This window comes from Pseudomonas sp. GW821-FHT11G12, assembly GCF_058808055.1.
This window is the reverse complement of sequence record NZ_JBXARH010000010.1, coordinates 126,885-149,110: the sequence shown is the minus strand read 5'-3', so window position 1 is coordinate 149,110 and position 22,226 is coordinate 126,885. Positions and strand designations below refer to the sequence as shown.

At 62.1% G+C, this 22,226-nt stretch carries 22 protein-coding genes; 14 read left to right on the top strand and 8 right to left on the bottom strand.

Annotation, left to right across the window (positions count from 1 at the left end):
- Window positions 1-14 precede the first annotated feature (14 nt).
- Window positions 15-1,289 (top strand): beta-ketoacyl-ACP synthase II, encoded by a 1,275-nt coding sequence (fabF, locus tag AC1RR7_RS25465; RefSeq protein ID WP_493158673.1) that lies wholly within the window; start codon window positions 15-17, stop codon window positions 1,287-1,289.
- Here the strand turns inward: fabF and AC1RR7_RS25460 are convergent.
- A complete protein-coding gene (locus AC1RR7_RS25460) occupies window positions 1,286-1,843 on the bottom strand; it encodes a TetR/AcrR family transcriptional regulator (protein ID WP_102620461.1) in 558 nt (185 codons plus the stop codon). The two genes, fabF and AC1RR7_RS25460, sit on opposite strands and share 4 nt — an antisense overlap.
- Before the next feature lie 175 nt (window positions 1,844-2,018).
- On the opposite strand from AC1RR7_RS25460, the gene AC1RR7_RS25455 reads away from it, so the two are divergent.
- The gene (locus AC1RR7_RS25455) at window positions 2,019-2,870 is read left to right on the top strand and encodes an urea carboxylase-associated family protein (RefSeq protein WP_493158672.1); all 852 of its coding nucleotides are present in this window, start codon (window positions 2,019-2,021) and stop codon (window positions 2,868-2,870) included.
- A 46-nt stretch (window positions 2,871-2,916) separates the two neighbouring features.
- Here AC1RR7_RS25455 and AC1RR7_RS25450 read toward each other — a convergent pair whose 3' ends face one another.
- Window positions 2,917-3,084 carry a DUF2897 family protein gene (locus tag AC1RR7_RS25450; RefSeq protein ID WP_102620460.1) on the bottom strand — a complete coding sequence of 56 codons (168 nt, stop codon included), beginning with the start codon at window positions 3,082-3,084 and terminating at the stop codon, window positions 2,917-2,919.
- Window positions 3,085-3,214: 130 nt separating this feature from the next.
- On the bottom strand, window positions 3,215-4,579 hold the full coding sequence (gene eat, locus AC1RR7_RS25445) for an ethanolamine permease (protein ID WP_102620459.1): 1,365 nt from the start codon (window positions 4,577-4,579) through the stop codon (window positions 3,215-3,217).
- Window positions 4,580-4,882: 303 nt separating this feature from the next.
- Between eat and kdpF the strand changes: the two genes are divergently transcribed.
- From kdpF to AC1RR7_RS25415, 6 genes are read left to right on the top strand one after another with little or no spacing between them, the layout of a single operon-like run.
- Complete coding sequence (kdpF, locus tag AC1RR7_RS25440) at window positions 4,883-4,972, top strand: K(+)-transporting ATPase subunit F (protein WP_007899818.1); 90 nt, start codon at window positions 4,883-4,885, stop codon at window positions 4,970-4,972.
- Between the two features lie 8 nt (window positions 4,973-4,980).
- Complete coding sequence (gene kdpA / locus AC1RR7_RS25435) at window positions 4,981-6,675, top strand: potassium-transporting ATPase subunit KdpA (RefSeq protein WP_096821047.1); 1,695 nt, start codon at window positions 4,981-4,983, stop codon at window positions 6,673-6,675.
- 10 nt (window positions 6,676-6,685) lie between these two features.
- Window positions 6,686-8,752 (top strand): potassium-transporting ATPase subunit KdpB, encoded by a 2,067-nt coding sequence (gene kdpB / locus AC1RR7_RS25430; protein WP_096821048.1) that lies wholly within the window; start codon window positions 6,686-6,688, stop codon window positions 8,750-8,752.
- 57 nt (window positions 8,753-8,809) lie between these two features.
- Window positions 8,810-9,355 carry a potassium-transporting ATPase subunit KdpC gene (kdpC, locus tag AC1RR7_RS25425; protein WP_096821049.1) on the top strand — a complete coding sequence of 182 codons (546 nt, stop codon included), beginning with the start codon at window positions 8,810-8,812 and terminating at the stop codon, window positions 9,353-9,355.
- Window positions 9,356-9,383: 28 nt separating this feature from the next.
- Window positions 9,384-12,035, top strand: coding sequence for a DUF4118 domain-containing protein (locus AC1RR7_RS25420; protein ID WP_493158671.1), 2,652 nt, complete (start codon window positions 9,384-9,386; stop codon window positions 12,033-12,035).
- Between the two features lie 48 nt (window positions 12,036-12,083).
- The gene (locus AC1RR7_RS25415) at window positions 12,084-12,782 is read left to right on the top strand and encodes a response regulator (protein ID WP_102620456.1); all 699 of its coding nucleotides are present in this window, start codon (window positions 12,084-12,086) and stop codon (window positions 12,780-12,782) included.
- On the opposite strand, the gene AC1RR7_RS25410 is transcribed toward AC1RR7_RS25415, so the two are convergent.
- Complete coding sequence (locus AC1RR7_RS25410) at window positions 12,779-13,816, bottom strand: patatin-like phospholipase family protein (protein ID WP_096821052.1); 1,038 nt, start codon at window positions 13,814-13,816, stop codon at window positions 12,779-12,781. The genes AC1RR7_RS25415 and AC1RR7_RS25410 overlap by 4 nt on opposite strands.
- A 217-nt stretch (window positions 13,817-14,033) precedes the next feature.
- Between AC1RR7_RS25410 and AC1RR7_RS25405 the strand changes: the two genes are divergently transcribed.
- The 3 genes from AC1RR7_RS25405 (at window position 14,034) to AC1RR7_RS25395 (ending at window position 16,072) form a co-directional block, all read left to right on the top strand.
- On the top strand, window positions 14,034-14,312 hold the full coding sequence (locus tag AC1RR7_RS25405) for a hypothetical protein (RefSeq protein ID WP_096821053.1): 279 nt from the start codon (window positions 14,034-14,036) through the stop codon (window positions 14,310-14,312).
- Between the two features lie 77 nt (window positions 14,313-14,389).
- Window positions 14,390-15,157, top strand: coding sequence for a CHAD domain-containing protein (locus AC1RR7_RS25400; RefSeq protein WP_493158670.1), 768 nt, complete (start codon window positions 14,390-14,392; stop codon window positions 15,155-15,157).
- Window positions 15,158-15,277: 120 nt separating this feature from the next.
- On the top strand, window positions 15,278-16,072 hold the full coding sequence (locus AC1RR7_RS25395) for an acyl-CoA thioesterase (protein ID WP_192558646.1): 795 nt from the start codon (window positions 15,278-15,280) through the stop codon (window positions 16,070-16,072).
- 1 nt (window position 16,073) lies between these two features.
- On the opposite strand, the gene AC1RR7_RS25390 is transcribed toward AC1RR7_RS25395, so the two are convergent.
- The 3 genes from AC1RR7_RS25390 to AC1RR7_RS25380 form a co-directional block, all read right to left on the bottom strand.
- Window positions 16,074-16,439, bottom strand: a complete 366-nt coding sequence (locus AC1RR7_RS25390) for an Mpo1-like protein (protein ID WP_085730565.1) — start codon at window positions 16,437-16,439, stop codon at window positions 16,074-16,076.
- Window positions 16,440-16,558: 119 nt separating this feature from the next.
- Window positions 16,559-18,037: a methyl-accepting chemotaxis protein gene (locus tag AC1RR7_RS25385; protein ID WP_096821056.1), complete on the bottom strand. Its 1,479-nt coding sequence runs from the start codon at window positions 18,035-18,037 to the stop codon at window positions 16,559-16,561.
- Between the two features lie 109 nt (window positions 18,038-18,146).
- Window positions 18,147-18,953, bottom strand: a complete 807-nt coding sequence (locus AC1RR7_RS25380) for a TatD family hydrolase (RefSeq protein WP_493158669.1) — start codon at window positions 18,951-18,953, stop codon at window positions 18,147-18,149.
- A 236-nt stretch (window positions 18,954-19,189) separates the two neighbouring features.
- Between AC1RR7_RS25380 and AC1RR7_RS25375 the strand changes: the two genes are divergently transcribed.
- From AC1RR7_RS25375 to AC1RR7_RS25365, 3 genes are all read left to right on the top strand, one after another.
- Complete coding sequence (locus tag AC1RR7_RS25375) at window positions 19,190-20,611, top strand: MltF family protein (RefSeq protein ID WP_493158668.1); 1,422 nt, start codon at window positions 19,190-19,192, stop codon at window positions 20,609-20,611.
- A 107-nt stretch (window positions 20,612-20,718) separates the two neighbouring features.
- The gene (locus AC1RR7_RS25370; protein WP_096821059.1) at window positions 20,719-21,153 is read left to right on the top strand and encodes a DoxX family protein; all 435 of its coding nucleotides are present in this window, start codon (window positions 20,719-20,721) and stop codon (window positions 21,151-21,153) included.
- 251 nt (window positions 21,154-21,404) lie between these two features.
- A complete protein-coding gene (locus AC1RR7_RS25365) occupies window positions 21,405-21,713 on the top strand; it encodes a hypothetical protein (protein ID WP_096821060.1) in 309 nt (102 codons plus the stop codon).
- 3 nt (window positions 21,714-21,716) lie between these two features.
- Here the strand turns inward: AC1RR7_RS25365 and greB are convergent, their stop codons facing one another.
- Window positions 21,717-22,214 (bottom strand): transcription elongation factor GreB, encoded by a 498-nt coding sequence (gene greB / locus AC1RR7_RS25360; RefSeq protein ID WP_003226818.1) that lies wholly within the window; start codon window positions 22,212-22,214, stop codon window positions 21,717-21,719.
- Window positions 22,215-22,226: the final 12 nt, after the last annotated feature.

Below are 22,226 nucleotides of genomic sequence, written 5' to 3'. Positions count from 1 at the left end.
GAGGTCAACCCGATATGGATCAGCGTCGAGTAGTTGTCACGGGTATGGGCCTGGTATCGCCCTTGGGCAGTGGTGTCGAAGTCGTCTGGCAGCGTCTGCTTGCCGGGCGCTCGGGCTTGCGCCAGTTGCCGGAAGCGGTGGTTGCCGATCTGCCGGCCCGGGTCGGTGGTGTGGTGCCGACGACGGAAGAAGACGCCGAAGCCGGTTTCGATCCGGATCGGGCGACGCCGCCCAAAGAACAGAAGAAGATGGACCGTTTCATTCTGTTCGCCATGGAGGCTGCCCGTCAGGCGCTGGAGCAAGCTGGATGGCAACCTTCGGACGCCAATGCTCAGGAACGCACGGCCACCATCATCGGTTCGGGTGTCGGTGGCTTCGGTGCGATTGCCGATGCCGTGCGTACCACCGACAGTCGTGGTCCACGGCGTTTGTCACCGTTCACCATTCCATCGTTTCTGGTCAACCTCGCGGCAGGCCATGTCTCGATTCAGCATGGGCTCAAAGGTCCGATTGGTGCACCGGTCACCGCGTGTGCCGCGGGTGTCCAGGCGATCGGTGACGCCGCTCGGCTGATTCGCGCCGGTGAGGCCGATATTGCGGTGTGCGGTGGTGCTGAAGCGTCTATCGATCGAGTCAGTCTTGCCGGTTTCGCAGCGGCGCGGGCGTTGTCCAGCGGCTACAACGAAACACCCGAACGAGCCTCGCGGCCGTTCGACAGTGGCCGGGACGGTTTTGTGATGGGTGAAGGCGCAGGGCTGCTGGTGATCGAATCGCTGGATCACGCATTGGCCCGTGGTGCCAGGCCACTGGCCGAACTGGTCGGCTACGGCACCAGCGCCGACGCCTATCACCTGACTGCTGGACCGGAAGACGGCAGCGGAGCTCGACGAGCCATGACGTTGGCGCTGGCTCAGGCCGGTATCGCGCCGGATCAGGTGCAGCATCTGAATGCGCATGCGACCTCGACGCCGGTTGGCGACCTGGGTGAACTGGCTGCAATCAAGTCGGTGTTTGGAACGCAGAACAAAATCGCCGTGACCTCGACCAAGTCCGCCACCGGGCATTTGCTGGGTGCTGCCGGCGGCCTTGAGGCGATCTTCACGCTGCTGGCGATCCGCGACCAGGTCGTTCCGCCGACCCTCAACCTGGACAATCCCGATCCGGCCAGCGAAGGCGTGGACATTGTCCACGGTCAGGCGCGGTCGATGCCGATCGAGTACGCGCTGTCCAACGGGTTCGGATTCGGTGGGGTCAATGCGAGCGTGTTGTTCAAGCGTTGGCGGGATTAATCTTCGGAGCGTTTGAGGTGTTCGCGGGTGACGTCGAGGATCTGTTGGGCAAGCCCGGCATCCGCGACGCTGCGTGAGAGCAGGAGCGCGCCCGCCAGTGTGGCCATGATGACGATGCTGCGTTCGGCCGCGTCCTCGCCTTCGAGGGTGTTCTGGATCTGATCCAGACGCGCTTTCAGCACGGCGTCGCTGGTCGGGCTCGGTTGGCCGCGCAATCCCAGTTCCGAAGAAATGGTCAGCAGCGGGCAGCCTTCATGAGGCGAGGTCTGGTGCCATTCGGACAGGTACGTATCGATGAAGGCTTCCAGCGGTTTTTCCTGGGCGAACAGTTCCTCGCACAAGCCTGCGACCTGATCGCCGGCGGCTTGCAGGGCTTTTTCGACCAGGTCGTCCTTGGATTTGAAATGCGAATAAAAGCCGCCGTGGGTCAGGCCCAGCGCTTTCATCAACGGTTGCAGTCCGGTCGCGCTGATGCCGTCCTTGCGAAACCGTTCGGACGCTTCCTTGATGATGCGCTGATGGGTCTGGGCTTTATGATCTTGCGAGTAACGCATTTAAACTCTCCGCAACAAGAGCACCATCTTAACCAATGAGAATTGAATGGTGACTGTACTTCTACTTCTAAAAAGCCTGCCGATGAATCCAACATGTTCGTAACAGCCATTAACGGTTGGCACGGATAGTGGTTGCAGCTCACGAAGTTGCCATCACCGAAGGAGCAGGAGAACCATGTACAAAGACTATCCGGCCGCCTATCAAGTCAGTAAGGGCTCGGCCTTGCAGGTCAATGCGCCGTTTTACGAGCGGATTCGCGACCAGAAGGCTGCGCGGACCCTGATCGAGCAATTCGAAGTGCCGATCCGTACCGGCCGCGCCTGGCACGTTCCGGCGGGGCATGTGTTTCGTGTCACCACACCGTTGGGGCCGCAGGTGGGCGACTTCAATGTGTGGAATGCCCACGATCCGCGCGAACGGATGTGGGCGGCCCGGACCCGGCAACTGCAGGGCGCCCATGTCAGCACCCACGATCGCCTCTGGTCGAACCTGCCTTTTCTGCGGCCAATGGTCACCATCACCGATGACAGCCTGGCCGGTTATGGCATCGACGAGCACGGCGGGCGCCTGCACGATTTGCTCGGTACGCGCTGCGATCCCTATGTGAACAAAATGCTCACCGGCGAAGACTTTCATCATCACTGCCACTCCAACCTGACCCGCGCCGTGCTACCGCACGGTCTGACCGAGTTCGACGTGCATGACGTGCTCAATATCTTCCAGTGCACGGGCCTTAACCACGATGACCTGTACTTCATGAAAGCTTGTCCGGCGCAGAAGGGTGACTATCTGGAGTTCTTTGCGGAAATCGACTTGCTGTGTGCGTTATCGACCTGTCCTGGCGGTGATCTGTCGCTGGCGATGTGGGGGCCGGATGCGCAGGATCCGTTGAGTGTGTGCCGTCCGCTGGGTGTGGAAATCTATCGCCTGGAGGATTCGCTGCTCGAAGGCTGGAGCCAGCCAGAACGTGCGGCGTACAAAGGCCTGCATGGCTTGCACATTGCCAAGGCTGACTGGGAAAAGTAACCGCAATAGAAAAACAAACCCCGCCGATTCAGGCGGGGTTTTTCGTTCAGCGGTCCTGCGCGTCCTTGACGTCCGCTTCGGCATTGCGTTGCGCGACGCGTTGACGTTGTTCCTCGGTCAGTTCGACCTTGTTGGCGGTGTCACGCAGCATCATCAGACCCCCCACGATCGAGCCGATTGCAACGACCAGAATCAACCAGGCATACCAGGGCATAGCGGCTCTCCTTAATGGCAGGTCGCCGGGCGAGGATTTCGCCGGGCGATGCTGCTTACCACGTTTGAGCGATGGAAAATCGCAGTGGTTCCATTCTAGGCCGGTTATGCCCGGTACACCCGCACAGCTTCTATTGACCGGTCAGCATCGCATCGGCCGGCGCGTTCGCGCGCAACTGGCCAGTGAGCAGGAAATAGCCGAATCCGACCGCCATGAAACCGAGGAAGATCAGTCCGATCAGTGCGTTGAACCAGGCCATCGCCACCAGGCACACCACCGCCAGCACCAGCGCGATGAACGGGATCAGCGGGTAGCACGGCGCACGGAAAGTCCGCTCCAGATTCGGTTCGGTTTTGCGCAGCTTGAACAGACTGAGCATGCTCATGATGTACATCACGATGGCGCCGAACACGGCCATGGTGATCATTGCGGCAGTGAGGGTCATGCCGCCGAGGTTGATCAGGCCGTCGCTGTAAATGGCGGCAATGCCGATGATTCCGCCGGCGATGATCGCCCGGTGCGGCGTCTGGAAACGCGACAGCTTCGCCAGCGAGGCTGGCAGGTAACCGGCGCGGGCGAGGGCGAAAAACTGCCGCGAGTAACCAAGAATGATCCCGTGGAAACTCGCCACCAGACCGAACAGGCCGATCCACACCAGCATGTGCAACCAGCCGGAATTGTCGCCGACCACCGCTTTCATCGCCTGCGGCAACGGATCGTTGATGTTCGACAGGGTGCGCCAGTCGCCGACGCCGCCGGCAAAGAACATCACGCCCATCGCCAGCAGCACCAGGGTCAGAATGCCGCTGATGTAGGCCTTGGGAATCGTGCGTTTCGGATCCTTGGCTTCTTCGGCGGCCATGGCCGCGCCTTCGATGGCAAGGAAGAACCAGATCGCAAACGGAATCGCCGCGAACATCCCGGCAATTGCCGGTGCGCCGAAAACGTCCGAGCCGGCCCAGCCATTGAGCGCGAAGTTGCTGAAGCTGAAGGCCGGTGCAACCACGCCCATGAACACCAGCAACTCGGCGACGGCCAGCACGCAGACGATCAACTCGAAGGTCGCTGCCAGTTTCACACCGAGGATGTTCAGCCCCATGAAGACGATGTAAGCGCCGACCGCTGCGTGTTTCGGATCGAGGGCCGGAAACTGCACGTTCAGATAGGCACCGATTGCCAACGCAATCGCGGGCGGGGCGAAGACGAATTCGATCAGCGTCGCCAGGCCTGCGATCAATCCGCCTTTTTCACCGAACGCCCGGCGACTGTAGGCGAACGGCCCGCCCGCGTGAGGAATCGCTGTGGTCAGTTCGGTGAAGCTGAAAATGAAGCAGGTGTACATGGTCGCGACCATGAATGACGTCACCAGAAAGCCCAGTGTTCCCGCAACGCCCCAGCCGTAACTCCAGCCGAAGTACTCCCCGGAAATCACCAGCCCCACCGCGATACCCCACAGATGCAACGTGCCCAGCGTGGGTTTGAGTTGTGTGTTCATGCCTTTGCTCCCTGAACGGTTTGGAAAGCTCGGGGGAGGGCGTGTGCAGTGGGCGTGCCATTTTGTATTGGCGGGTCGTAATGCGTTGAAAGCTGTCGTATCGGGGATGTTCGCGACTCGATAGCGCACATTTCTGTGCGCCAGGCAGGTGCGCCGCCCACCGGATACCGTCGTAAAGAAGGCATAAACCCACTCTTTACGCTTTCTTTATGCCCCGCGCGCACCCTCGGTCTCGTTCCTTTACAGCCTCCTTTCCGACAATGCCTCCACACGCGGCAATACGCCGTAACACGGAGATCTTCCATGAGCGTTCTGGACGGGGTGTCCCTGCTGCTGGCAGTGGGGCTGTTCATTTATCTGTTGGTTGCGCTGTTGCGCGCGGACCGGAACTAGGAGCGGCTATGCACAGTTATGACTATTGGCAGATCCTCGCGTTTTTCGCGTTGGTGTTGCTGCCGGCGCCGTTCCTCGGGCGCTTCTACTACAAGGTAATGGAAGGTCAGCGCACTTGGCTGACGCCGATTCTCGGCCCGGTCGAGCGCGGCTGTTATCGCGTGGCCGGGGTCAATCCGCAGGACGAACAGAGCTGGCAGAAGTACACGCTGGCGCTGCTGGCGTTCAACCTCGCGGGTTTCCTGCTGCTGTTCGCGATCCTGTTGTTCCAGGATCACCTGCCGCTGAACCCGCAAAACCTGCCGGGCCAGGAGTGGACGCAAGCGTTCAACACCGCCGTCAGTTTCATGACCAACACCAACTGGCAGTCCTACAGCGGTGAAGCGACCCTCAGCTACCTGAGCCAGATGGTCGGCCTCACCGTGCAGAACTTCGTCAGCGCCGCCACCGGCCTCGCGGTACTGGTTGCGCTGTGCCGTGGCATCGGTCGCAAATCGACCAAGACCTTGGGCAACTTCTGGGCCGACATGACCCGCGCCACTCTCTACGGCCTGCTGCCGCTGTGCCTGCTGCTGGCGCTGTACCTGGTGTGGCAGGGCGTCCCGCAGACCTTCGCGCAATATGTGAATGCGGTGACGATGCAAGGCGTCGATCAAGTGATCCCGCTCGGCCCGGCGGCCAGCCAGATTGCAATCAAGCAACTGGGCACCAACGGCGGTGGTTTCTTCGGCGTCAACTCGGCGCATCCGTTCGAGAACCCGACCGCGTGGAGCAACCTGTTTGAAGTCACCTCGATCATCCTGATCCCGGTCGCGCTGGTGTTCACCTTCGGCCATTACGTGAAGGACCTGCGTCAGAGCCGCGCCATCATCGGTTGCATGCTCGCGCTGTTCCTGATCGGCGGCGCCACTTCGCTGTGGGCCGAGTATCAGCCGAACCCTGCGCTGAACAACGTGGCCGTCGAACAGACCGCGCCGCTGGAAGGCAAGGAATCGCGCTTCGGCACCACCGCCACCGTGCTGTGGTCGGTGACCACCACCGCGGCCTCGAACGGTTCGGTCAACGGCATGCATGACAGCCTCAACCCGCTTAGCGGCATGGTCGCGCTGGTCAACATGATGGTCGGCGAGGTGATCTTCGGCGGTGTCGGTGCCGGGCTCTACGGCATGTTGCTGAACGTGCTGATCGCGGTATTCCTCGCCGGCCTGATGATCGGCCGCACCCCGGAATACCTCGGCAAGAAACTCCAGGCCCGCGAAGTGCAATTGCTGGTCGTGACCTTGCTGGTGATGCCGGTCGGCGTGCTGGTGCTGGGCGCGATTGCCGCTGCACTGCCTGGCCCGGCGGCGACCATCAGCAACCCTGGCCCCCATGGTTTCAGCCAGTTGCTGTACGCCTACACCTCGGCCAGCGCCAACAACGGTTCGGCGTTCGGTGGCCTGAGTGCCAACACACCGTTCCATAACCTGATGCTGGGTCTGGGCATGTTGATCGGTCGCTTCGGTTACATCCTCCCGGTACTGGCCCTGGCCGGCAGCCTGGCGATGAAGAAAACCGCACCTATCGGCCAGAACAGCTTCCCGACCCACGGCCCGCTGTTCGTGACCCTGTTGACCGTGACCATTTTGCTGGTGGGCGGCCTGACCTTCTTGCCGACCCTGGCGCTCGGCCCGATTGCCGAACACCTGAGCATGGGCTTCTAAGGAATCCATCATGAATATGCATGTTCCAGCTTCAAAACCTGCGGTAGCTGCCAAGTCGGCAGAAGCGCCCAAAACCGCGATCAGCGCCCTGTGGCGTCCGGCGCTGGTGCAAGCGTTCGTCAAGCTCGACCCGCGCCAACTGGTGCGCTCGCCAGTGATGCTGGTGGTCGAACTGACGGCGATCTTCACTACCGTGTTGTGCTTCATTCCGGACAACGTCGTGCCGACCTTCGTCGCGGCGCAAATTGCCCTGTGGCTGTGGTTCACCGTGCTGTTCGCCAACTTCGCCGAAGCGCTGGCCGAAGGTCGTGGCAAGGCCCGCGCCGACAGCCTCAAGGCCGGCAGCGAAGGCCTGAGCGCCCGTCGCAAACTGGCCAACGGCAGTTTCCAGGTAGTGCCGGCCGCCAGCCTGCGCAAGGGCGATGTGGTGCGCGTCGAGGCCGGGGAAATGATCCCCGGTGACGGCGAGGTCATCGAAGGCATCGCGGCGGTCAACGAAGCCGCGATTACCGGTGAATCGGCGCCAGTGATCCGCGAGTCCGGTGGCGACCGTTCCGCCGTCACCGGCAACACGCGTCTGGTGTCTGACTGGCTGATGGTGAAAATCACCGCTAACCCTGGTGAGTCGACTCTGGATCGCATGATCGCGCTGGTTGAAGGCGCCAAACGCCAGAAGACCCCGAACGAAGTGGCGCTGGACATCCTGCTGATCGGCCTGACCCTGATCTTCCTGCTGGTGGTCGTGACCCTGCAACCGTTCGCCCACTTTGCCAATGGCAGCCTGCCGCTGGTGTTCCTGGTGGCGCTGTTGGTCACGCTGATTCCGACCACCATCGGCGGTCTGCTGTCGGCGATCGGTATCGCCGGGATGGATCGTCTGGTGCGCCTGAACGTGATTGCCAAGTCTGGTCGTGCAGTGGAAGCGGCGGGTGACGTGCACGTGTTGCTGCTGGACAAGACCGGCACCATCACCTTCGGCAACCGTCGTTGCAGCGCGGTGTATGCCGCTCCCGGCGTAAGCGGCCGCGAGTTGGCCGAAGGCGCGCTGTTCGCATCGCTTGCCGATGAAACCGCCGAAGGCAAGTCCATCGTCGAGTACCTGCGTGGCCTGCATCCGCAAGCGGAACCTGCGCTGGAGGTATTGACCGCCGTGCCGTTCAGCGCGGAAACCCGCTTGTCCGGTGTCGACTATCAGGGCCGCGTATTCCGCAAAGGTGCAGTGGATTCGTTGCTGGGGTTTATCGGTCAACAACGTTCGGATCTGGCCCCGAGCCTGTCCCGTGAAATCGACAAGATCGCCCAGAGCGGTGGCACGCCGTTGCTGGTCTGCGCCGACGGCAAACTGCTCGGTGCGATTCATCTGAAAGACGTGGTCAAGCCGGGTATCCGCGAGCGTTTCGCCGAGCTGCGCAAGCTGGGGATTCGCACGGTGATGGTCACCGGCGACAACCCGCTGACCGCTGCCGCGATTGCCGCTGAAGCAGGCGTCGACGACGTGCTGGCCGAAGCCACACCGGAGAAAAAACTGGCGCGCATCCGTCACGAGCAGAACGACGGTCGCCTGGTCGCCATGTGCGGTGACGGCGCCAACGATGCCCCGGCGCTGGCCCAGGCTGACGTCGGCATGGCGATGAACGACGGCACTCAGGCGGCGCGCGAAGCGGCCAACATGGTCGACCTCGACAGCGATCCGACCAAGCTGCTGGACGTGGTGCAGATCGGCAAGGAATTGCTGGTGACCCGTGGTGCGCTGACGACCTTTTCCATCGCCAACGACGTGGCCAAGTACTTCGCGATCCTGCCGGCGCTGTTCGCTGCGATCTACCCGCAACTGGGTGTGCTGAACATCATGCACCTGAGCAGTCCGCAGAGCGCGATCCTGTCGGCCATCGTCTTTAACGCTCTGATCATCGTCGTGCTGATTCCGTTGGCCCTGCGCGGCGTGCGGGTGCAGGCCGCGAGTGCGGCGGCGCTGCTGCGCCGCAACCTGCTGATCTATGGCCTGGGCGGGATTCTGGTGCCGTTCGTGGGGATCAAGGCGATCGACATGCTGTTGACGGCGTTGCATCTGGTTTGAACCTGAACAGCGGTGTGCCGGGCACACCGCTTCAAGCACGAATTCGAGGAGTCTGAAATGTCCACAATGATCCGTCCGGCCCTGAGCCTGCTGGTGCTGATGACCCTGGTCACCGGCGTTGCCTATCCGTTGGTAGTCACCGGCGTCGCACAAGTCGCATTCCCCGAGCAGGCCAACGGCAGTCTGGTGCACGACGCCGAAGGCAAGGTACGCGGCTCATCACTGATTGCCCAGGACTTTGTCGGCGATGCGTGGTTCCATCCACGTCCTTCGGCCGGTGCCTTTGCCACCGTTTCGAGCAGCGCGAGTAACCTGGCGCCGAGCAATCCGGCGTTGGCCACCCGGGTGATCGATGACGCCAACAAGTTGCAGGTGCCCGGTCAGGGCCCGGTGCCATTGGCGCTGTTGACCACGTCCGGCAGCGGTCTCGATCCGCACTTGCCACCGGCCGCGATTGCCTATCAACTGGCGCGTGTTGCGGCAGCGCGCAATGTGCCGGTGGCGACTCTGCAGCAGTTGCTGGACGCACACATCGAACAGCCGCTGGTGGGCCCGCCGGTGGTGAATGTGCTGGCGCTGAACATGGCGCTGGAAAAGTTGTAATGAATCAATCAGGAAGAGACCTTCAAGCATGAGTGACTCCGGCCGCGCCGATGCGCTGTTAGCAGACCTGCCCCGCGACGGCCGTGGCCGGCTCAAGGTTTTTCTCGGCGCCGCGCCGGGCGTGGGCAAGACCTACGCGATGTTGCAGGCGGCTCACAGCCAGTTGCGTCAGGGCGTGAAAGTCATCGCCGGCGTGGTCGAAACCCACGGCCGCGCCGAAACCGAAGCGCTGCTCGGCGGCTTGCCGCAACTGCCGCTTGTGCGTTCGGAATATCGTGGCGTGACGCTGGAGGAAATGGACCTCGACGGCCTGCTCGCAGCAAAACCGAAACTGGTGCTGGTCGATGAACTGGCCCACAGCAACGCCCCCGGCAGCCGTCACGCCAAACGCTGGCAGGACATTCAGGAATTGCTCGCCGCCGGCATAGACGTCTACACCACGGTCAACGTCCAGCACCTGGAAAGCCTCAACGATCAGGTGCGCGGCATCACCGGTGTGCAGGTGCGCGAAACCCTGCCGGACTGGGTGCTGCAGGAAGCCTACGAACTGCTGCTGATCGACCTGCCGCCTCGGGAGCTGCTCGAGCGCTTGCGCGAGGGCAAGGTCTACGTGCCGGAACAGGCACGGGCCGCGATCGATGCGTTTTTTACCCAGACCAACCTCACCGCACTGCGTGAACTGGCGATGCAGACCGCCGCGGCGCAGGTCGATAACGATCTTGCCCAGGGCTATCGCCAGCTCGGCCAGGCTGCGCCGGCGGTGCGCGGACGTTTGCTGGTCGGGGTCGACGGCAATGCCGATGCCGAACGGCTGGTGCGTCATGCCAGTCGCGTCGCCCAGCGTCGGCATTTGCCGTGGAGTCTGGTGCACGTCGATAACGGCAGCGTGCGCGATGAACAAACACGCCTGCGCCTGCAAAGCGCCCAGCAACTGGCCGAGCGGCTTGGCGGCGAAGTGGTGTTGTTGCGGGCCGGCGAAGTGGCGAAGACCTTGATCCAGCACGCCACCGAGCGCCGGGCAAGTCTGGTGCTGGTCGGCCAGTCGCGGCCGAGCCTGCGCCGGCGTTTGTTTGGCGGTGGTCTGGCGGCGCGTTTGTTGCGTCAGTCCCACGGTCTGGAAATCAACGTGCTGGACAGCGATCACAAACAACATTCGGCACGCCTGCGGACGGCGCCGGATCTGGTGTGGTTCGACTATGCGCTGGCGCTGGTGGCGACCATTCTGGCCAGTGCGCTGGCGTGGGCGGTGTCCAGCGTATTGCCGTTGCCGAACATCTCGCTGGTGTTCCTCGCCGCAGTATTGCTGGTGGCGGTGCGCAGCAGCCTTGGGCCGTCGCTGGCTTGTGCGGCACTGTCGTTTCTGACCTATGACTTTCTGTTCATCCCGCCGAATTTTTCCTTCGCTATCCAGCGCGAAGAAGACGTACTGACTTTGCTGTTCTTCCTGCTGATGGCGGCGCTCACCGGCAATCTGGCGGCGCGTCAGCGTCGGCAATTGCAGGCGTTGCGCGATACCCAGGAAGAGACCACCGAGTTGCTCGACCTGTCGCGCAAACTCACTGCCGCCACCGACCGTCAGGCCGTGGTCAGCGCAGCCGCCCAGCACCTCAATGGCTGGAGCGATCTGCAATTGTGCCTGCTCAATCGTGATGGTCAGGGCGGCTGGAAAGTCGAGACCGGCGGGCCGTTGCAATTCACCGAAGCGGAACGCGCCGCCGCCGACTGGGCCTGGCAACACGATCAACCGGCGGGCATGGGCACCGGCACGTTGCCGTTCGGTCGCTGGTGGTGGTGGCCGCTGTCGGTGGAAGACGGGCCGCTGGCGCTGCTCGGTGTGTGTGCCAAAGAAGGCCAGACCTTGAGTGGGCAACGCCGCCGCTTGTTGACCGCGCTGAGCCAGCCGCTGGCCCAGGCATTGGCCCGGGCGCAACTGGCCGATGACCTGGAAGCCGCGCGTCTGCACGGCGAAACCGAACAATTGCGCAGTGCCTTGCTGGCCTCGGTGTCACACGATCTGCGCACGCCGCTGACGTCGATGCGCGGCAGTATCGACAGCCTGCTGGCCCTCGGCGAAGCGATCCCGCTGGAGGATCGCCGCGAGTTGCTCGAAGGCACTCGCGATGAAGCCGAGCGTCTCGACCGTTACATTCAGAACCTGCTGGACATGACTCGCCTCGGTCACGGTGCCCTGAAACTGGCGCGGGACTGGGTGTCGCCAGCGGACATCGTCGGCAGCGCGCTCAATCGTCTGCGGGCGGTGCTGTCATCGTTGCAAGTGAGCACGGATGTGCCGGCCGAGTTGCCGCTGCTGTTCGTCCATGCCGCGTTGATCGAACAGGCGCTGGTCAACGTGCTGGAAAACGCCGCGCGGTTTTCGCCGTCCCACGGCCGTCTGCAATTGCGTGCCGGGGCGGATGACAGCGAAGTGTTTTTCTCGGTCAGCGATGAAGGGCCGGGGATTCCGGTCGATGAGCGGGCGAAGATTTTCGACATGTTCTACACCGCCGCCCGGGGGGATCGTGGCGGGCAGGGAACCGGCCTGGGGCTGGCGATCTGTCAGGGCATGGTCGGTGCCCATGGCGGGCGGATCAGTGTCGGCGACGGTATCGACGGACACGGCACCTGCATCACCCTGCACCTGCCTTTGCAGGCGCAACCGGGGATGGACGGTGAAGCCTGATCCGCGCTGCGCTACTCTTTTGCCACTCTTTTGTGTTGATGTGAACTCATGACTCAGACCGCGACCATTTTGGTCATCGATGATGAACCGCAGATCCGCAAGTTCCTGCGCATCAGCCTCGTTTCCCAAGGCTACAAAGTGCTGGAGGCCGGCACCGGTGCCGAAGGCCTGGCTCAGGCTGCGCTGAACAAACCTGACCTGTTGGTGCTCGACCTCGGCCTGCCGGACATGGACGGCCAACAAGTTTTGCGCGAGTTTCGCGAGTGGGCTACGGCGCCGGTGCTGGTGCTGTCGGTGCGCGCCAGTGAGGGGCAAAAGGTCCAGGCGCTGGATGGCGGCGCCAATGACTACGTGACCAAACCGTTCGGTATTCAGGAGTTTCTCGCTCGGGTCCGCGCGTTGTTGCGCCAGGCGCCGGCCGGAGAAGCGCAGCAAGCGGCGCTGGTGTTTGGCCCGCTGACGGTGGACCTGGCCTACCGCCGGGTGCTGCTCGACGGCGTCGAAGTCGCCCTGACCCGCAAGGAGTACGCCGTGCTGGCGCAACTGGCACGGCACCCGGGACGGGTGATCACCCAGCAGCAATTGCTCAAGGACATCTGGGGCCCGACCCACACCGAGGACAGTCACTATCTGCGGATCGTGGTAGGGCATCTGCGGCAGAAACTGGCGGACGATCCGACCCGGCCACGATTCATCGTGACCGAGGCCGGCGTTGGTTATCGGTTGTTGAACGAGAACAGCCTTTAGTTCTGTTCACTCTCGTAGCGGTCGAGGGTGTCCCGGGCGATCTCGCGGCCCAATGCGATCAGCTCCGGCGCCTTGTAGAACTCGAAGAACCGGCAGACCCGCTTCGGCACGTTGATCAGGATGTCCGGCGGATACCCGGCGATCTTGTACTGCGCCAGCGAGGTCTGCATCACCTCGAAACTCTGGTTGATCAAGTCCAGCAATGACGCCGGCCCGACGTTATCGATGATGAACGAACCGGTGGCGGATTTCGGGGCGCCGTCGCGTTCGGGGGCGGCGGCCGGTTGCTGGGTTTCAGGCTCCGCGCCTTCGACCCACGGATTGATTTCCGCCGCTTCGGCGCGCAGTGCTTCCTGTTCCAGCAACAGCAATTGCTCGGCCTGTTTGCGGCGGAACGGCATCTTCGATCCCAGCGAACTGATCAGGCTGTCGAAGCGTGTGCGAAACGCCGCGGGACGCTGTATCACCGGCAATTTGTAATGACGCTGGTTGGTCGAGTTGAGGTTGACCGCGATGATCAGATCGCAGTGGCTCGACACCACCGGCACGATCGGCAGCGGGTTGAGAATCCCGCCATCCACCAGCATCCGGTTGCCTTGCATGACGGGCGTGAACAGGCTGGGAATCGCCGCCGAGGCGCGCATCGCCTGATGCAGGCAACCTTCCTGAAACCAGATTTCCTGTTGATTGGTGAGGTCGGCGGCCACCGCCGTGTAGGGGATGCGCAGGTCTTCGATGTTGATCTCGCCGACGATCTTGCGGATCTGGCCGAAGACCTTTTCGCCACGGATCGCGCCGAGTCGGAAACTCACGTCCACCAGACGCAGCACGTCGAGATAATCCAGGCTTTCGATCCAGTTGCGGTACTCGTCGAGTTTGCCGGCGGCATAGATCCCGCCGACCACGGCGCCCATCGAACAACCGGCAATACAGGCGATGTCGTAACCACGCCGTTCAATCTCTTCGATGACCCCGATATGGGCATAGCCCCGGGCGCCACCGGAGCCCAGCACCAGTGCGACACGCTTTTTCATCAGACTTCCTCCCGACAGGTTTCCACAATGCACCCATCGAGGGCCGGGCTACAATCGTCACGGTCGCTCGGGGTGGCAGTTGCGTCGTTATTTCGATACTTCATGACCCGCTGGCGTTATCTTTCGCAGTGCGGTGGATTCACGGGGCACAAGGCACTTTTTCGCCGCCGAACCGTCTTAACTGCACGACTGTTGACCTATCTTTGAGGTGTAAGTGATGAAAGCCTGGATCTGTGTGCCCTTGATTGCCCTGGCATTGGCCGGTTGCGCCGGCAAGACCGCCTACCGCGACAGCTGCGGCAGCCAGCTCGACGCGGCGTGGCATGAACTGGATCTGGCCAAGGCCGAAGGTTTCGCCGGCACGGTCAGTTACTCCAAGGCCCTGTCGTTGCTGACAGCGGCCAAGACTCAGCAGCAATTCGAGGGATTCGAGGGTTGCAGCAGAAAAGCCGAGAAGGCGCGTTTCTACATTCGCGAATCCCGTGCCGGGCGCTAAGCTGCTGACGTAGCGCAAGTGCGGGTGCCTTGCGCAGGTGCACACTCATGCAGCGTCATTGAATTCAGGAGCAAGTAATGTCTGCGTTGGTTGATCGGTTGGTGGCTCATGTCCTGAGCCTGGAAGTCAGGCTGCTGGCCTGTCAGGCACGTTTGACCGCTCGGACCGACCCTGAGGCGCTGCATGATCTGCGAACCACCGTGCGCCGCTTGCGCAGCCTTTTGCGGCCGTTGCGCGGTTTGCCCGGTGTCGAGCAACTGGAAGTCGCGGCGGCCGGCGTCGGGCAACTGACCACGCCATGGCGCGACCGCGAGGTGCTGGCGGCGTACCTGCTCGAACATGGTCAACCTGAGGCCGCGCAGCGGCGCATGGCGCAGATGGCCGAGGCTTATCCGGCATTGGCGGCGAGTGCGGAAGTGGCTTCGCTGCTGATGATCCTCGACGCGTTTCCGCGTTTCCTGCGGGCGTCCCAGCGTCAGGGATTGCTCAATGACCTGGACAAACGCATCGAAAAACGCCTGGGCAAACAATGGAAGAATCTCGACGTGGCGCTGCACGATCCGGCCCACGACCGTCATCGCCTGCGCCTGCTGATCAAGCGTGTGCGTTACGGCATCGAGGCCTATCCCGAACTCGATCGCCTGCCGAAACCCGCGTTGGTGCGTCTGAAGTCCGCACAGGGCGCGCTGGGTGACTGGCACGATTGCTGGCAATGGCTGGCGAAGGCCGAACAGGAGGCGGATCTGCAACCCTGCGTCGCCACCTGGCAGGCAACCATGATCAAGGCCGAAAGCAAGGCGGACCGGGTGCTGGAGAAACTCAGCGCCGCCTGCTTCAAGTCCTGAAACCCTCTTCAGCTCGGCGCGCTGTCTTATCTGTCAGTCTCTTTGACCGGAATGGACGCTGCGCCGCTCTGCCGCGCTGGTTAAGATCCGGTCATTCCCTTTTTCGTGTCCGAGGTTCCCATGCGCTTTTGCGATCTGATCGATGCTGTCCGTCGTCAACCGGAGGTCACCATTCCGGCCGAGTGGGGCCAGGGCCGGGCCAGTTTTGGCGGATTGGTTGCCGCGCTGCAATTTGAAGTGATGCGCACCAAGGTACCCACCGATCGGCCGGTGCGTTCGCTGGCCATCAGTTTTGTCGGCCCGGTCGAGCCCGAGGTGCCGGTGAGCTTCGAGGTCGAGGTGCTGCGCGAAGGCAAAGCGGTCATTCAAGTGCTGGGACGCGCCGTGCAGAACGGCCAGGTGGTGACGATGGTGCAAGGCAGCTTCGGTGCTTCGCGCCCCTCGGAAGTGGCGGTTGAAGCCTATCCGGCGCCCGAGATGAAGCATTGGGACGACTGCCAGGAGTTGCCGTACATCAAAGGTGTGACCCCGGAGTTCATGCGCCATCTGGCGATGCGCTGGAGTGTCGGCGGTATGCCGTTCACTGGTAATCAGTCGCGGCTGATGGGCGGTTGGGTGCGCTTGCGTGGGGATGTGAAGGAAGAACCGGTCAACGAAGCGCATCTGCTGGCGCTGGTCGATGCCTGGCCGCCCGCGCTGTTGCCGTACCTGAAGAAACCGGCACCGGGCAGCACGCTGACCTGGACCATCGAATTCGTTCAGCCATTACACGACTTGAGCACGCTGGACTGGTGCCAATATCTGGCGGACATCGAGTATGCCGCCGACGGCTACGGCCACGTTGCTGCCAAGCTGTGGAGCGCCCAGGGTGAGCTGATCGCCATGAGCCGGCAAACGGTGACGATCTTCGCCTGACTCAATGACGGCGATGGCGTTCACGCCAGGCGCGATACCAGCCGCCACTGAGAAAGAACCGCGGGAAGGTCAGAAACTGCTCGACCAGCAGGCGCGATACGGCGTCCTTGCGATCACTGAACGGCTCGGAGGCTTGCGCCTCCAGGCTGTGGCCGTGGCGCTGCAGACCCAGCGCCGCGACGATCCCGATCACGCCAATCGCCACGCTCGCCAGACTCAGGCTGAACACGCCCGAGACGATCAACAGAAACGCAACGATGAACAGCGGCACGGCGATCAGGTGCAACACCAGATTGGTCGGGTGCTGATGATTGGCCGGGTATGCGCGCCATTGCCACGCGGGAAGGTTGGGGTGACGTTTGCCCATGTTGTTGCTCCTCAATCCATGTTCGATTCATGGTTGAAGAATAGGCCCGGGCGGGCAGGGCGGCGAATCAAGGTTGGCTATTGCAGTGATAGGGACAATGGCCATTCTTGATGTTGTCCCTAGAGCTTCAACTGACCGATCGCCTTGTTCAATTCCCCGGCCAGCGTCGCCAACTCGTTACTGGTGGTCGCCGAATCCACGGTCTGCTGCACCGTGTTCTCGGTCACATCACGAATGCTCACTACGGCGCGGTTCATCTCTTCGGCTACCTGACTCTGCTGTTCTGCCGCTACCGCAATCTGCGTGTTGCTCTCGCGCATCTGTGCCACCGCCCCGGTGATCTCCGCCAGCGCTTCTCCTGCCTCTTGCGCTTGTTGCACGCAGTCGTCGGCCTTGTAGGAACTCTCCTGCATGAAGTCCACCGCATCGCGAGTGCCGGCCTGCAGCGCCGACACCATGGTGGTGATTTCATCGGTGGAGGTCTGCACGCGCTTGGCGAGGTTACGCACCTCATCGGCGACCACTGCAAACCCGCGGCCCATTTCCCCGGCGCGGGCCGCTTCGATGGCGGCATTGAGGGCCAGCAGATTGGTCTGTTCGGCGATGCTGTGGATCACGCTGACCACGCCGTTGATCTTCTGGCTGTCCTCAGCCAGACGCTGGATCATTTCGGCGGTCTGCTGCACGCCGCTGGACAGGCCGGCAATCGAATGCTGAACGCGGGTCACCACTTGCTGACCGCTGCCGGCGAGACCATCGGCGGTCTGCGACAGGTCGCGAGTGGCGCCAGCGTGCTGGGCGATGTGGTAGACGGTGGCGGTCATTTCATTGATCGCTGTGGCAGCCTGATCGGTTTCACTTTGCTGGCCGAGCATGCCATGGCGCACCTCGTTCATGCTCGATGCCAGCCGCGCAGCACCGACGTCCAGTTGCCGCGCGGTGTTGGCCACGGTGGTGACCACCCGCTGATAGCCGGCCTGCATCGCGTTGAAGGCATTAGCCATCTGACCGACTTCGTCCTTGCAGGCCAACGGCACCCGGGCCGAAAGATCGCCGGTTTTTTCCACGTGCAGCATCACGTCTTTGAGCGTGTTGAGCTGGCTGAGCAGGAAGCGGATCAGCAACTGCGAAGCGCCGAGCATCGCCAACATCAAAATGAACACTGCCACCGCATAGTTGGCGAAGCGCTCACTGAATACCTGGCTCAGGCTTGGTGCGAAAGCAATGACGGCGACCTGGCCATCGGCGCGGCTGAACACCTCGGCGCCGAGCAACGGGTTTTCGCCGAACAGAGGCAAGTGGCTGATGTCGACCCAGCCGTTGCTGTCGGTGATTTCCAGCAGCGGTTGATCGTTGAGGCGCGGTGCTTCACCGCGTTTGAAGGTCAGCACCTGATCGCTCTTGGGCAGTGCCTGACCTGCGGGCCAGGCCTTGAGCAATTGCGCTTGTGCCTGCGCCGAGGCCTGCGCGGCATGGCTGCGGGCCTGCTGTTCGAGCTGCACCGCGTACAAGACCAGCAACAGGGTGGTGACGAAGGCGACCGCATTGACCGCCCAGAATTTGTATTTCAGCGAGATATTGCTAAGCCAGGCACCCATGGAGGTCTTCTCTGATAGCGGAAACAGTTTTGGCAAGGTGCCATTATTGTGCCGCTACGCAGGTGTCCGGATCTTGATGTGCATCAACAAGTGATGCGTTCGCATGGATTTAGGGCAGGGAGGGCAAACCGTAGAACGCCCGGGCGCAGGCGGTGGTGTGGGTCGCGAGGTCTTCCTCGCTTTCACCTCGATGCAGCGCCACTTCACGCAACACTTCGGTCAGATACGCCGGCTCGTTTCGTCCGTTCTTCGGTTTTGGCCGTAGTGTGCGCGGCAACAGGTAAGGCGCATCGCTTTCCAGCATCAACCGACCCCGCTTGATCTCTTTCACCAACGGGTGCAAATGGGTGCCGCGACGCTCGTCACAGATCCACCCGGTGATACCGATGTGCAGGTCGAGGTCGAGGTAACTGAACAGCGCTTTCTGCTCGCCGGTGAAGCAATGCACCACGGCGGCAGGCAACTGATCACGAAAATCACGGAGGATTTCCAGCAGGCGCTGGCTCGCATCGCGCTCATGGAGGAACACCGGCAATTGCAGTTCCACGGCCAGGGCCAGATGTTCTTCGAGGACTTTTTCCTGCTGCGGGCGCGGCGAGAAATCACGGTTGAAATCCAGCCCGCATTCACCCACCGCCACCACGTTCGATTCCTTCAGCAGACTGCGCAGACGCCGTGCGCTGTCGGCGTTCCAGTCACTGGCCGAATGCGGGTGAATACCGGCGGTGGCGAACAGTCGCTGCCCGTCCGGATCCAGTTGCTGGCACAGTTCCAGCGCCTGTTCGCTGCCCTCGACGCTGGTGCCGGTGAGCACCAGTTGGCAGACCCCGGCAGCGTAGGCGCGGTCGAGCACGGCCTGGTGTTTGTCGGCGAAACTGGGGTTGGTCAGGTTGACGCCGATATCGATGAGTTGCATGGTGCTACCTCGGGCCGAAGGCCGGAAAGCATATCAGAGCGGTAGATTTAAAAGAAAAGCCAAGAACTACAACGGCTTATGGCTGTCTGTTGAGGCCGCGAGACAGGATGGGGTGACAGAGTTGCCATCACTGTGCCAGTCTCTCGCACTTTATCAGCGCTTCAGGCGCTCTGTTTTCGTCGGTGTTTTGCGACCGCTCAGCGGTGAAAACACCCCGTATTCTTTCCGGAGAGTGGATGGTTCGTCCCTCGGTTTTGCTACTGCTGTGTGGTTCGTTGCTGCTGCCGATGACGGCGGTCGCGCGCCTGCCCGGGCCGCTGCAAGCCGTGCCGGCCACCAAGGTCCGCGACCTGACCGAAATCCGCAACAGCCGCGTGCTGCGGGTGCTGGTCAACCAGAGCCGCAACAGCTCCGGCGAAGTTCAGGGCCAGACCATCGGCGTCGAATATCACCGTTTGCGCGCCTTCGAGCAGTACCTCAATGGCCACGCCCGCGACGGCCAGGAAATCACCCTCAAGATCATTCCCAAAGCCAAGGATCAATTGCTCGGCGCGTTGCAGCGTGGTGAAGGCGATCTGGTAGCGCCGGGCGAGCTGCTCGATCTGCAACCGGGTCACGCGGTCGCCAGCAGCGAGCCGATCGCCAGCAATGTGCCGCTGGTGCTGGTAGGCATCAAGGGTGAGAAGCGCTACACCAAGGTCGAGCAACTCGCCGGCAAAACCCTGGCGCTGCCCACTGGCAGCGCGGCGGGGGAGGCGGTCAGCCAGCTCAACCAGAAACTGGCGCTGCACAAACTGGCGCCGATCAAGATCGAATGGGTCGATCCTACGTTGGCCGTCGAGGACGTGCTGGAAATGGTCCAGGGCGGGATCTTCCACCTGACCATCGTCGAGCAACCGATTGCCGAGCGCTGGGGGAAAATTCTGCCCAAACTGCGCTTCGACCGGCAGTTGATGATCAGCGAGCCGGGCGAGGAGTACTGGTTCGTGCGGCGCGATGCCTCGATGCTGCGAGCGAGCATCGACCGCTTCCTGACCGGCTACAAGACGCCGTCGAACGAAGATGCAGCGTTTCTGCGGATCTACCGCCGCCTCTATCAAGTGCACTATCCATTGGCCAAGGCTGACCGCCAGCGCCTGGAAAAACTGCGTCCGACCCTGCAAAAACATGCCGAAGCGCAGAACATGGACTGGCTGAACCTGGCAGCGCTGGCGTTCAAGGAATCGGCACTGCAACCCAGTGCACGCGGCGGCGGAGGCCCTACCGGGCTGATGCAGATCACACCGTCCGCCGCACAGCGGGTCGGCGTCAACAACATCCAGAATCTCGATGCGAATGTGCAGGCCGGGGCCAAGTACCTGGCGATGATCCGTCGCAAGTTCTTCAACAGCCCCAAGCTCAACGAGCGCGAGCGCATGGCGTTCACCCTCGCCGCCTACAACATCGGCCCGGAGCGTGTGCAGGGCATGCGCGCCGAGGCCCGGCGCCGTGGGCTGAACCCGAACCAATGGTTCTTTCAGGTCGAGCGCATCGCGATGGAGCAGGTGGGCATGGGCGCCGTCAGCTATGTTAATAGCGTGAACAAGTATTACTTGGCGTTCGACCGGGAGCGGGAGTCGTTGGAGCCCCGGGGACAGAAAGTTGTCTCACGCAAATGATCTAATAAATTGATTGTTATGGCGGAATATTTGCGCTTTTAACATAAATTTAACTGATTAATATGGCGGCCAACCAACAAGCACTTCTCACAACAAGGAATCGAAACATGAGCTCTCTGATCAACAAGGTCCTGTTCACCCGCGCCGGCTACGGTCTGACCATTCTGCGCATTGCCGTCGGCGTGATCTTCGCCGCCCACGGTTCGCAGAAACTCTTCGGCCTGTTTGGTGGCTACGGCCTGGCCGGCACCGCGCAATACATGGAAAGCATCGGTCTGACCCCGGGTTACCTGATGGCGACTCTGGCGGGCGGTACCGAGTTCTTCGCCGGTCTGGCACTGATCATCGGTCTGCTGGTTCGCCCGGCGGCACTGGGGCTGACCTTCCTGTCGCTGGTCGCGATCTTCTCGGTGCATATCCACAACGGTCTGTTCATGGCCAACAACGGTTACGAGTTCGCCCTGGCCCTGCTCGGTGGCAGCCTCGCGGTGCTGATCGAAGGCGCCGGCAAACTCTCGGTGGATCGCGCCATCGCCGGTTGACCGCTCTGGTTCAAGCAAAAGGCCCGCATTGTGCGGGCCTTTTTTTGTTGCGGCTGATTCTTGACACTGGCTGGTCACGTTCTCTAGGATGCCGCTCATGCGCCGATTTAAACAGCTACTTGCGGGGCGCCAGGTGACTATTCTTCAGTTGCCGTCAGAAGCCGGAACAGGGCTTCGAAATACCGCTAAAGCGCTGGTTCGGTGTTGCCTCTCACCTGCCATGCAGACTTTTGAGGCAGAGACACGACACGATGAATGCACTTCGCCCTCCAGCACGTCCCGCGCCGATCACGGCACATATCACCCAGCGCAATCCAAAAATCCTGCTTGGCGGCAAACACCAGCCGACGCTGTTGCGTTATCTCGATGGCTGGCCACGTCGCAGCGGCGGTCCTGCCGCCTTCCTGATCCAGTTTGTCGAAGACGGCGAGTCGCTCGCGCGTTTTGCCGATGACAGTTTCGACCTGGCGGTGATCCAGTCGCCCAACGCTGAAGACGCCCCGGAAATGATCCGTCAACTGACCCGCGTTGCCCGCCAGGGGCTGATTGCCCGGCGCTGAGTGTCAGGGATAGTCGATCGCCACGATGTAAACGAATTGCTCGCCGGTTGGTGTCTGTACCCGAACTTCGGCGTCCAGCGCCTTGCCGATCAGGGCGCGGGCCAGCGGCGAGTCGATGCTGATCAGGCCCAGTTTCAGATCCAGCTCGTCCGGGCCGACGATACGGTAGCGCGACTGTTTGCCGTCTTCGTCTTCGATGGTCACCCAGGCGCCGAAGTAGACCTTGTTCGGGTCGCTCGGTTTTTCACTGACGACCTTCAGTGCTTCAAGGCGTTTGGTGAGAAAGCGCACGCGGCTGTCGATCTCGCGCAGCATCTTCTTGCCGTAGGTGTATTCGGCATTCTCCGAACGATCACCCTGAGCCGCCGCTTCGCTGACCGACTGCGTCACCTGCGGGCGGCGCACATGCCACAGCTCATGGAATTCGGCGCGCATCCGCGCTTCACCTTCGGGGGTGATCAGCGCGGTGCCGGCGGTGCGGGGAGGGCGATAACGGCTCATGGCAACTTCTTG

What these genes read in the sequence shown, in the direction of transcription:
- kdpB (WP_096821048.1), top strand. Translation starts at nt 6,686, where the DNA reads ATGAATATGCATGTTCCAGCTTCAAAACCTGCGGTAGCTGCCAAGTCG.
- AC1RR7_RS25450 (WP_102620460.1), bottom strand. Translation starts at nt 3,084, where the DNA reads ATGCCCTGGTATGCCTGGTTGATTCTGGTCGTTGCAATCGGCTCGATC.
- AC1RR7_RS25420 (WP_493158671.1), top strand. Translation starts at nt 9,384, where the DNA reads ATGAGTGACTCCGGCCGCGCCGATGCGCTGTTAGCAGACCTGCCCCGC.
- eat (WP_102620459.1), bottom strand. Translation starts at nt 4,579, where the DNA reads ATGAACACACAACTCAAACCCACGCTGGGCACGTTGCATCTGTGGGGT.
- AC1RR7_RS25380 (WP_493158669.1), bottom strand. Translation starts at nt 18,953, where the DNA reads ATGCAACTCATCGATATCGGCGTCAACCTGACCAACCCCAGTTTCGCC.
- AC1RR7_RS25410 (WP_096821052.1), bottom strand. Translation starts at nt 13,816, where the DNA reads ATGAAAAAGCGTGTCGCACTGGTGCTGGGCTCCGGTGGCGCCCGGGGC.
- AC1RR7_RS25415 (WP_102620456.1), top strand. Translation starts at nt 12,084, where the DNA reads ATGACTCAGACCGCGACCATTTTGGTCATCGATGATGAACCGCAGATC.
- greB (WP_003226818.1), bottom strand. Translation starts at nt 22,214, where the DNA reads ATGAGCCGTTATCGCCCTCCCCGCACCGCCGGCACCGCGCTGATCACC.
- kdpF (WP_007899818.1), top strand. Translation starts at nt 4,883, where the DNA reads ATGAGCGTTCTGGACGGGGTGTCCCTGCTGCTGGCAGTGGGGCTGTTC.
- AC1RR7_RS25375 (WP_493158668.1), top strand. Translation starts at nt 19,190, where the DNA reads ATGGTTCGTCCCTCGGTTTTGCTACTGCTGTGTGGTTCGTTGCTGCTG.
- kdpA (WP_096821047.1), top strand. Translation starts at nt 4,981, where the DNA reads ATGCACAGTTATGACTATTGGCAGATCCTCGCGTTTTTCGCGTTGGTG.
- AC1RR7_RS25405 (WP_096821053.1), top strand. Translation starts at nt 14,034, where the DNA reads ATGAAAGCCTGGATCTGTGTGCCCTTGATTGCCCTGGCATTGGCCGGT.
- AC1RR7_RS25390 (WP_085730565.1), bottom strand. Translation starts at nt 16,439, where the DNA reads ATGGGCAAACGTCACCCCAACCTTCCCGCGTGGCAATGGCGCGCATAC.
- AC1RR7_RS25395 (WP_192558646.1), top strand. Translation starts at nt 15,278, where the DNA reads ATGCGCTTTTGCGATCTGATCGATGCTGTCCGTCGTCAACCGGAGGTC.
- AC1RR7_RS25370 (WP_096821059.1), top strand. Translation starts at nt 20,719, where the DNA reads ATGAGCTCTCTGATCAACAAGGTCCTGTTCACCCGCGCCGGCTACGGT.
- AC1RR7_RS25385 (WP_096821056.1), bottom strand. Translation starts at nt 18,037, where the DNA reads ATGGGTGCCTGGCTTAGCAATATCTCGCTGAAATACAAATTCTGGGCG.
- AC1RR7_RS25365 (WP_096821060.1), top strand. Translation starts at nt 21,405, where the DNA reads ATGAATGCACTTCGCCCTCCAGCACGTCCCGCGCCGATCACGGCACAT.
- AC1RR7_RS25455 (WP_493158672.1), top strand. Translation starts at nt 2,019, where the DNA reads ATGTACAAAGACTATCCGGCCGCCTATCAAGTCAGTAAGGGCTCGGCC.
- fabF (WP_493158673.1), top strand. Translation starts at nt 15, where the DNA reads ATGGATCAGCGTCGAGTAGTTGTCACGGGTATGGGCCTGGTATCGCCC.
- kdpC (WP_096821049.1), top strand. Translation starts at nt 8,810, where the DNA reads ATGTCCACAATGATCCGTCCGGCCCTGAGCCTGCTGGTGCTGATGACC.
- AC1RR7_RS25400 (WP_493158670.1), top strand. Translation starts at nt 14,390, where the DNA reads ATGTCTGCGTTGGTTGATCGGTTGGTGGCTCATGTCCTGAGCCTGGAA.
- AC1RR7_RS25460 (WP_102620461.1), bottom strand. Translation starts at nt 1,843, where the DNA reads ATGCGTTACTCGCAAGATCATAAAGCCCAGACCCATCAGCGCATCATC.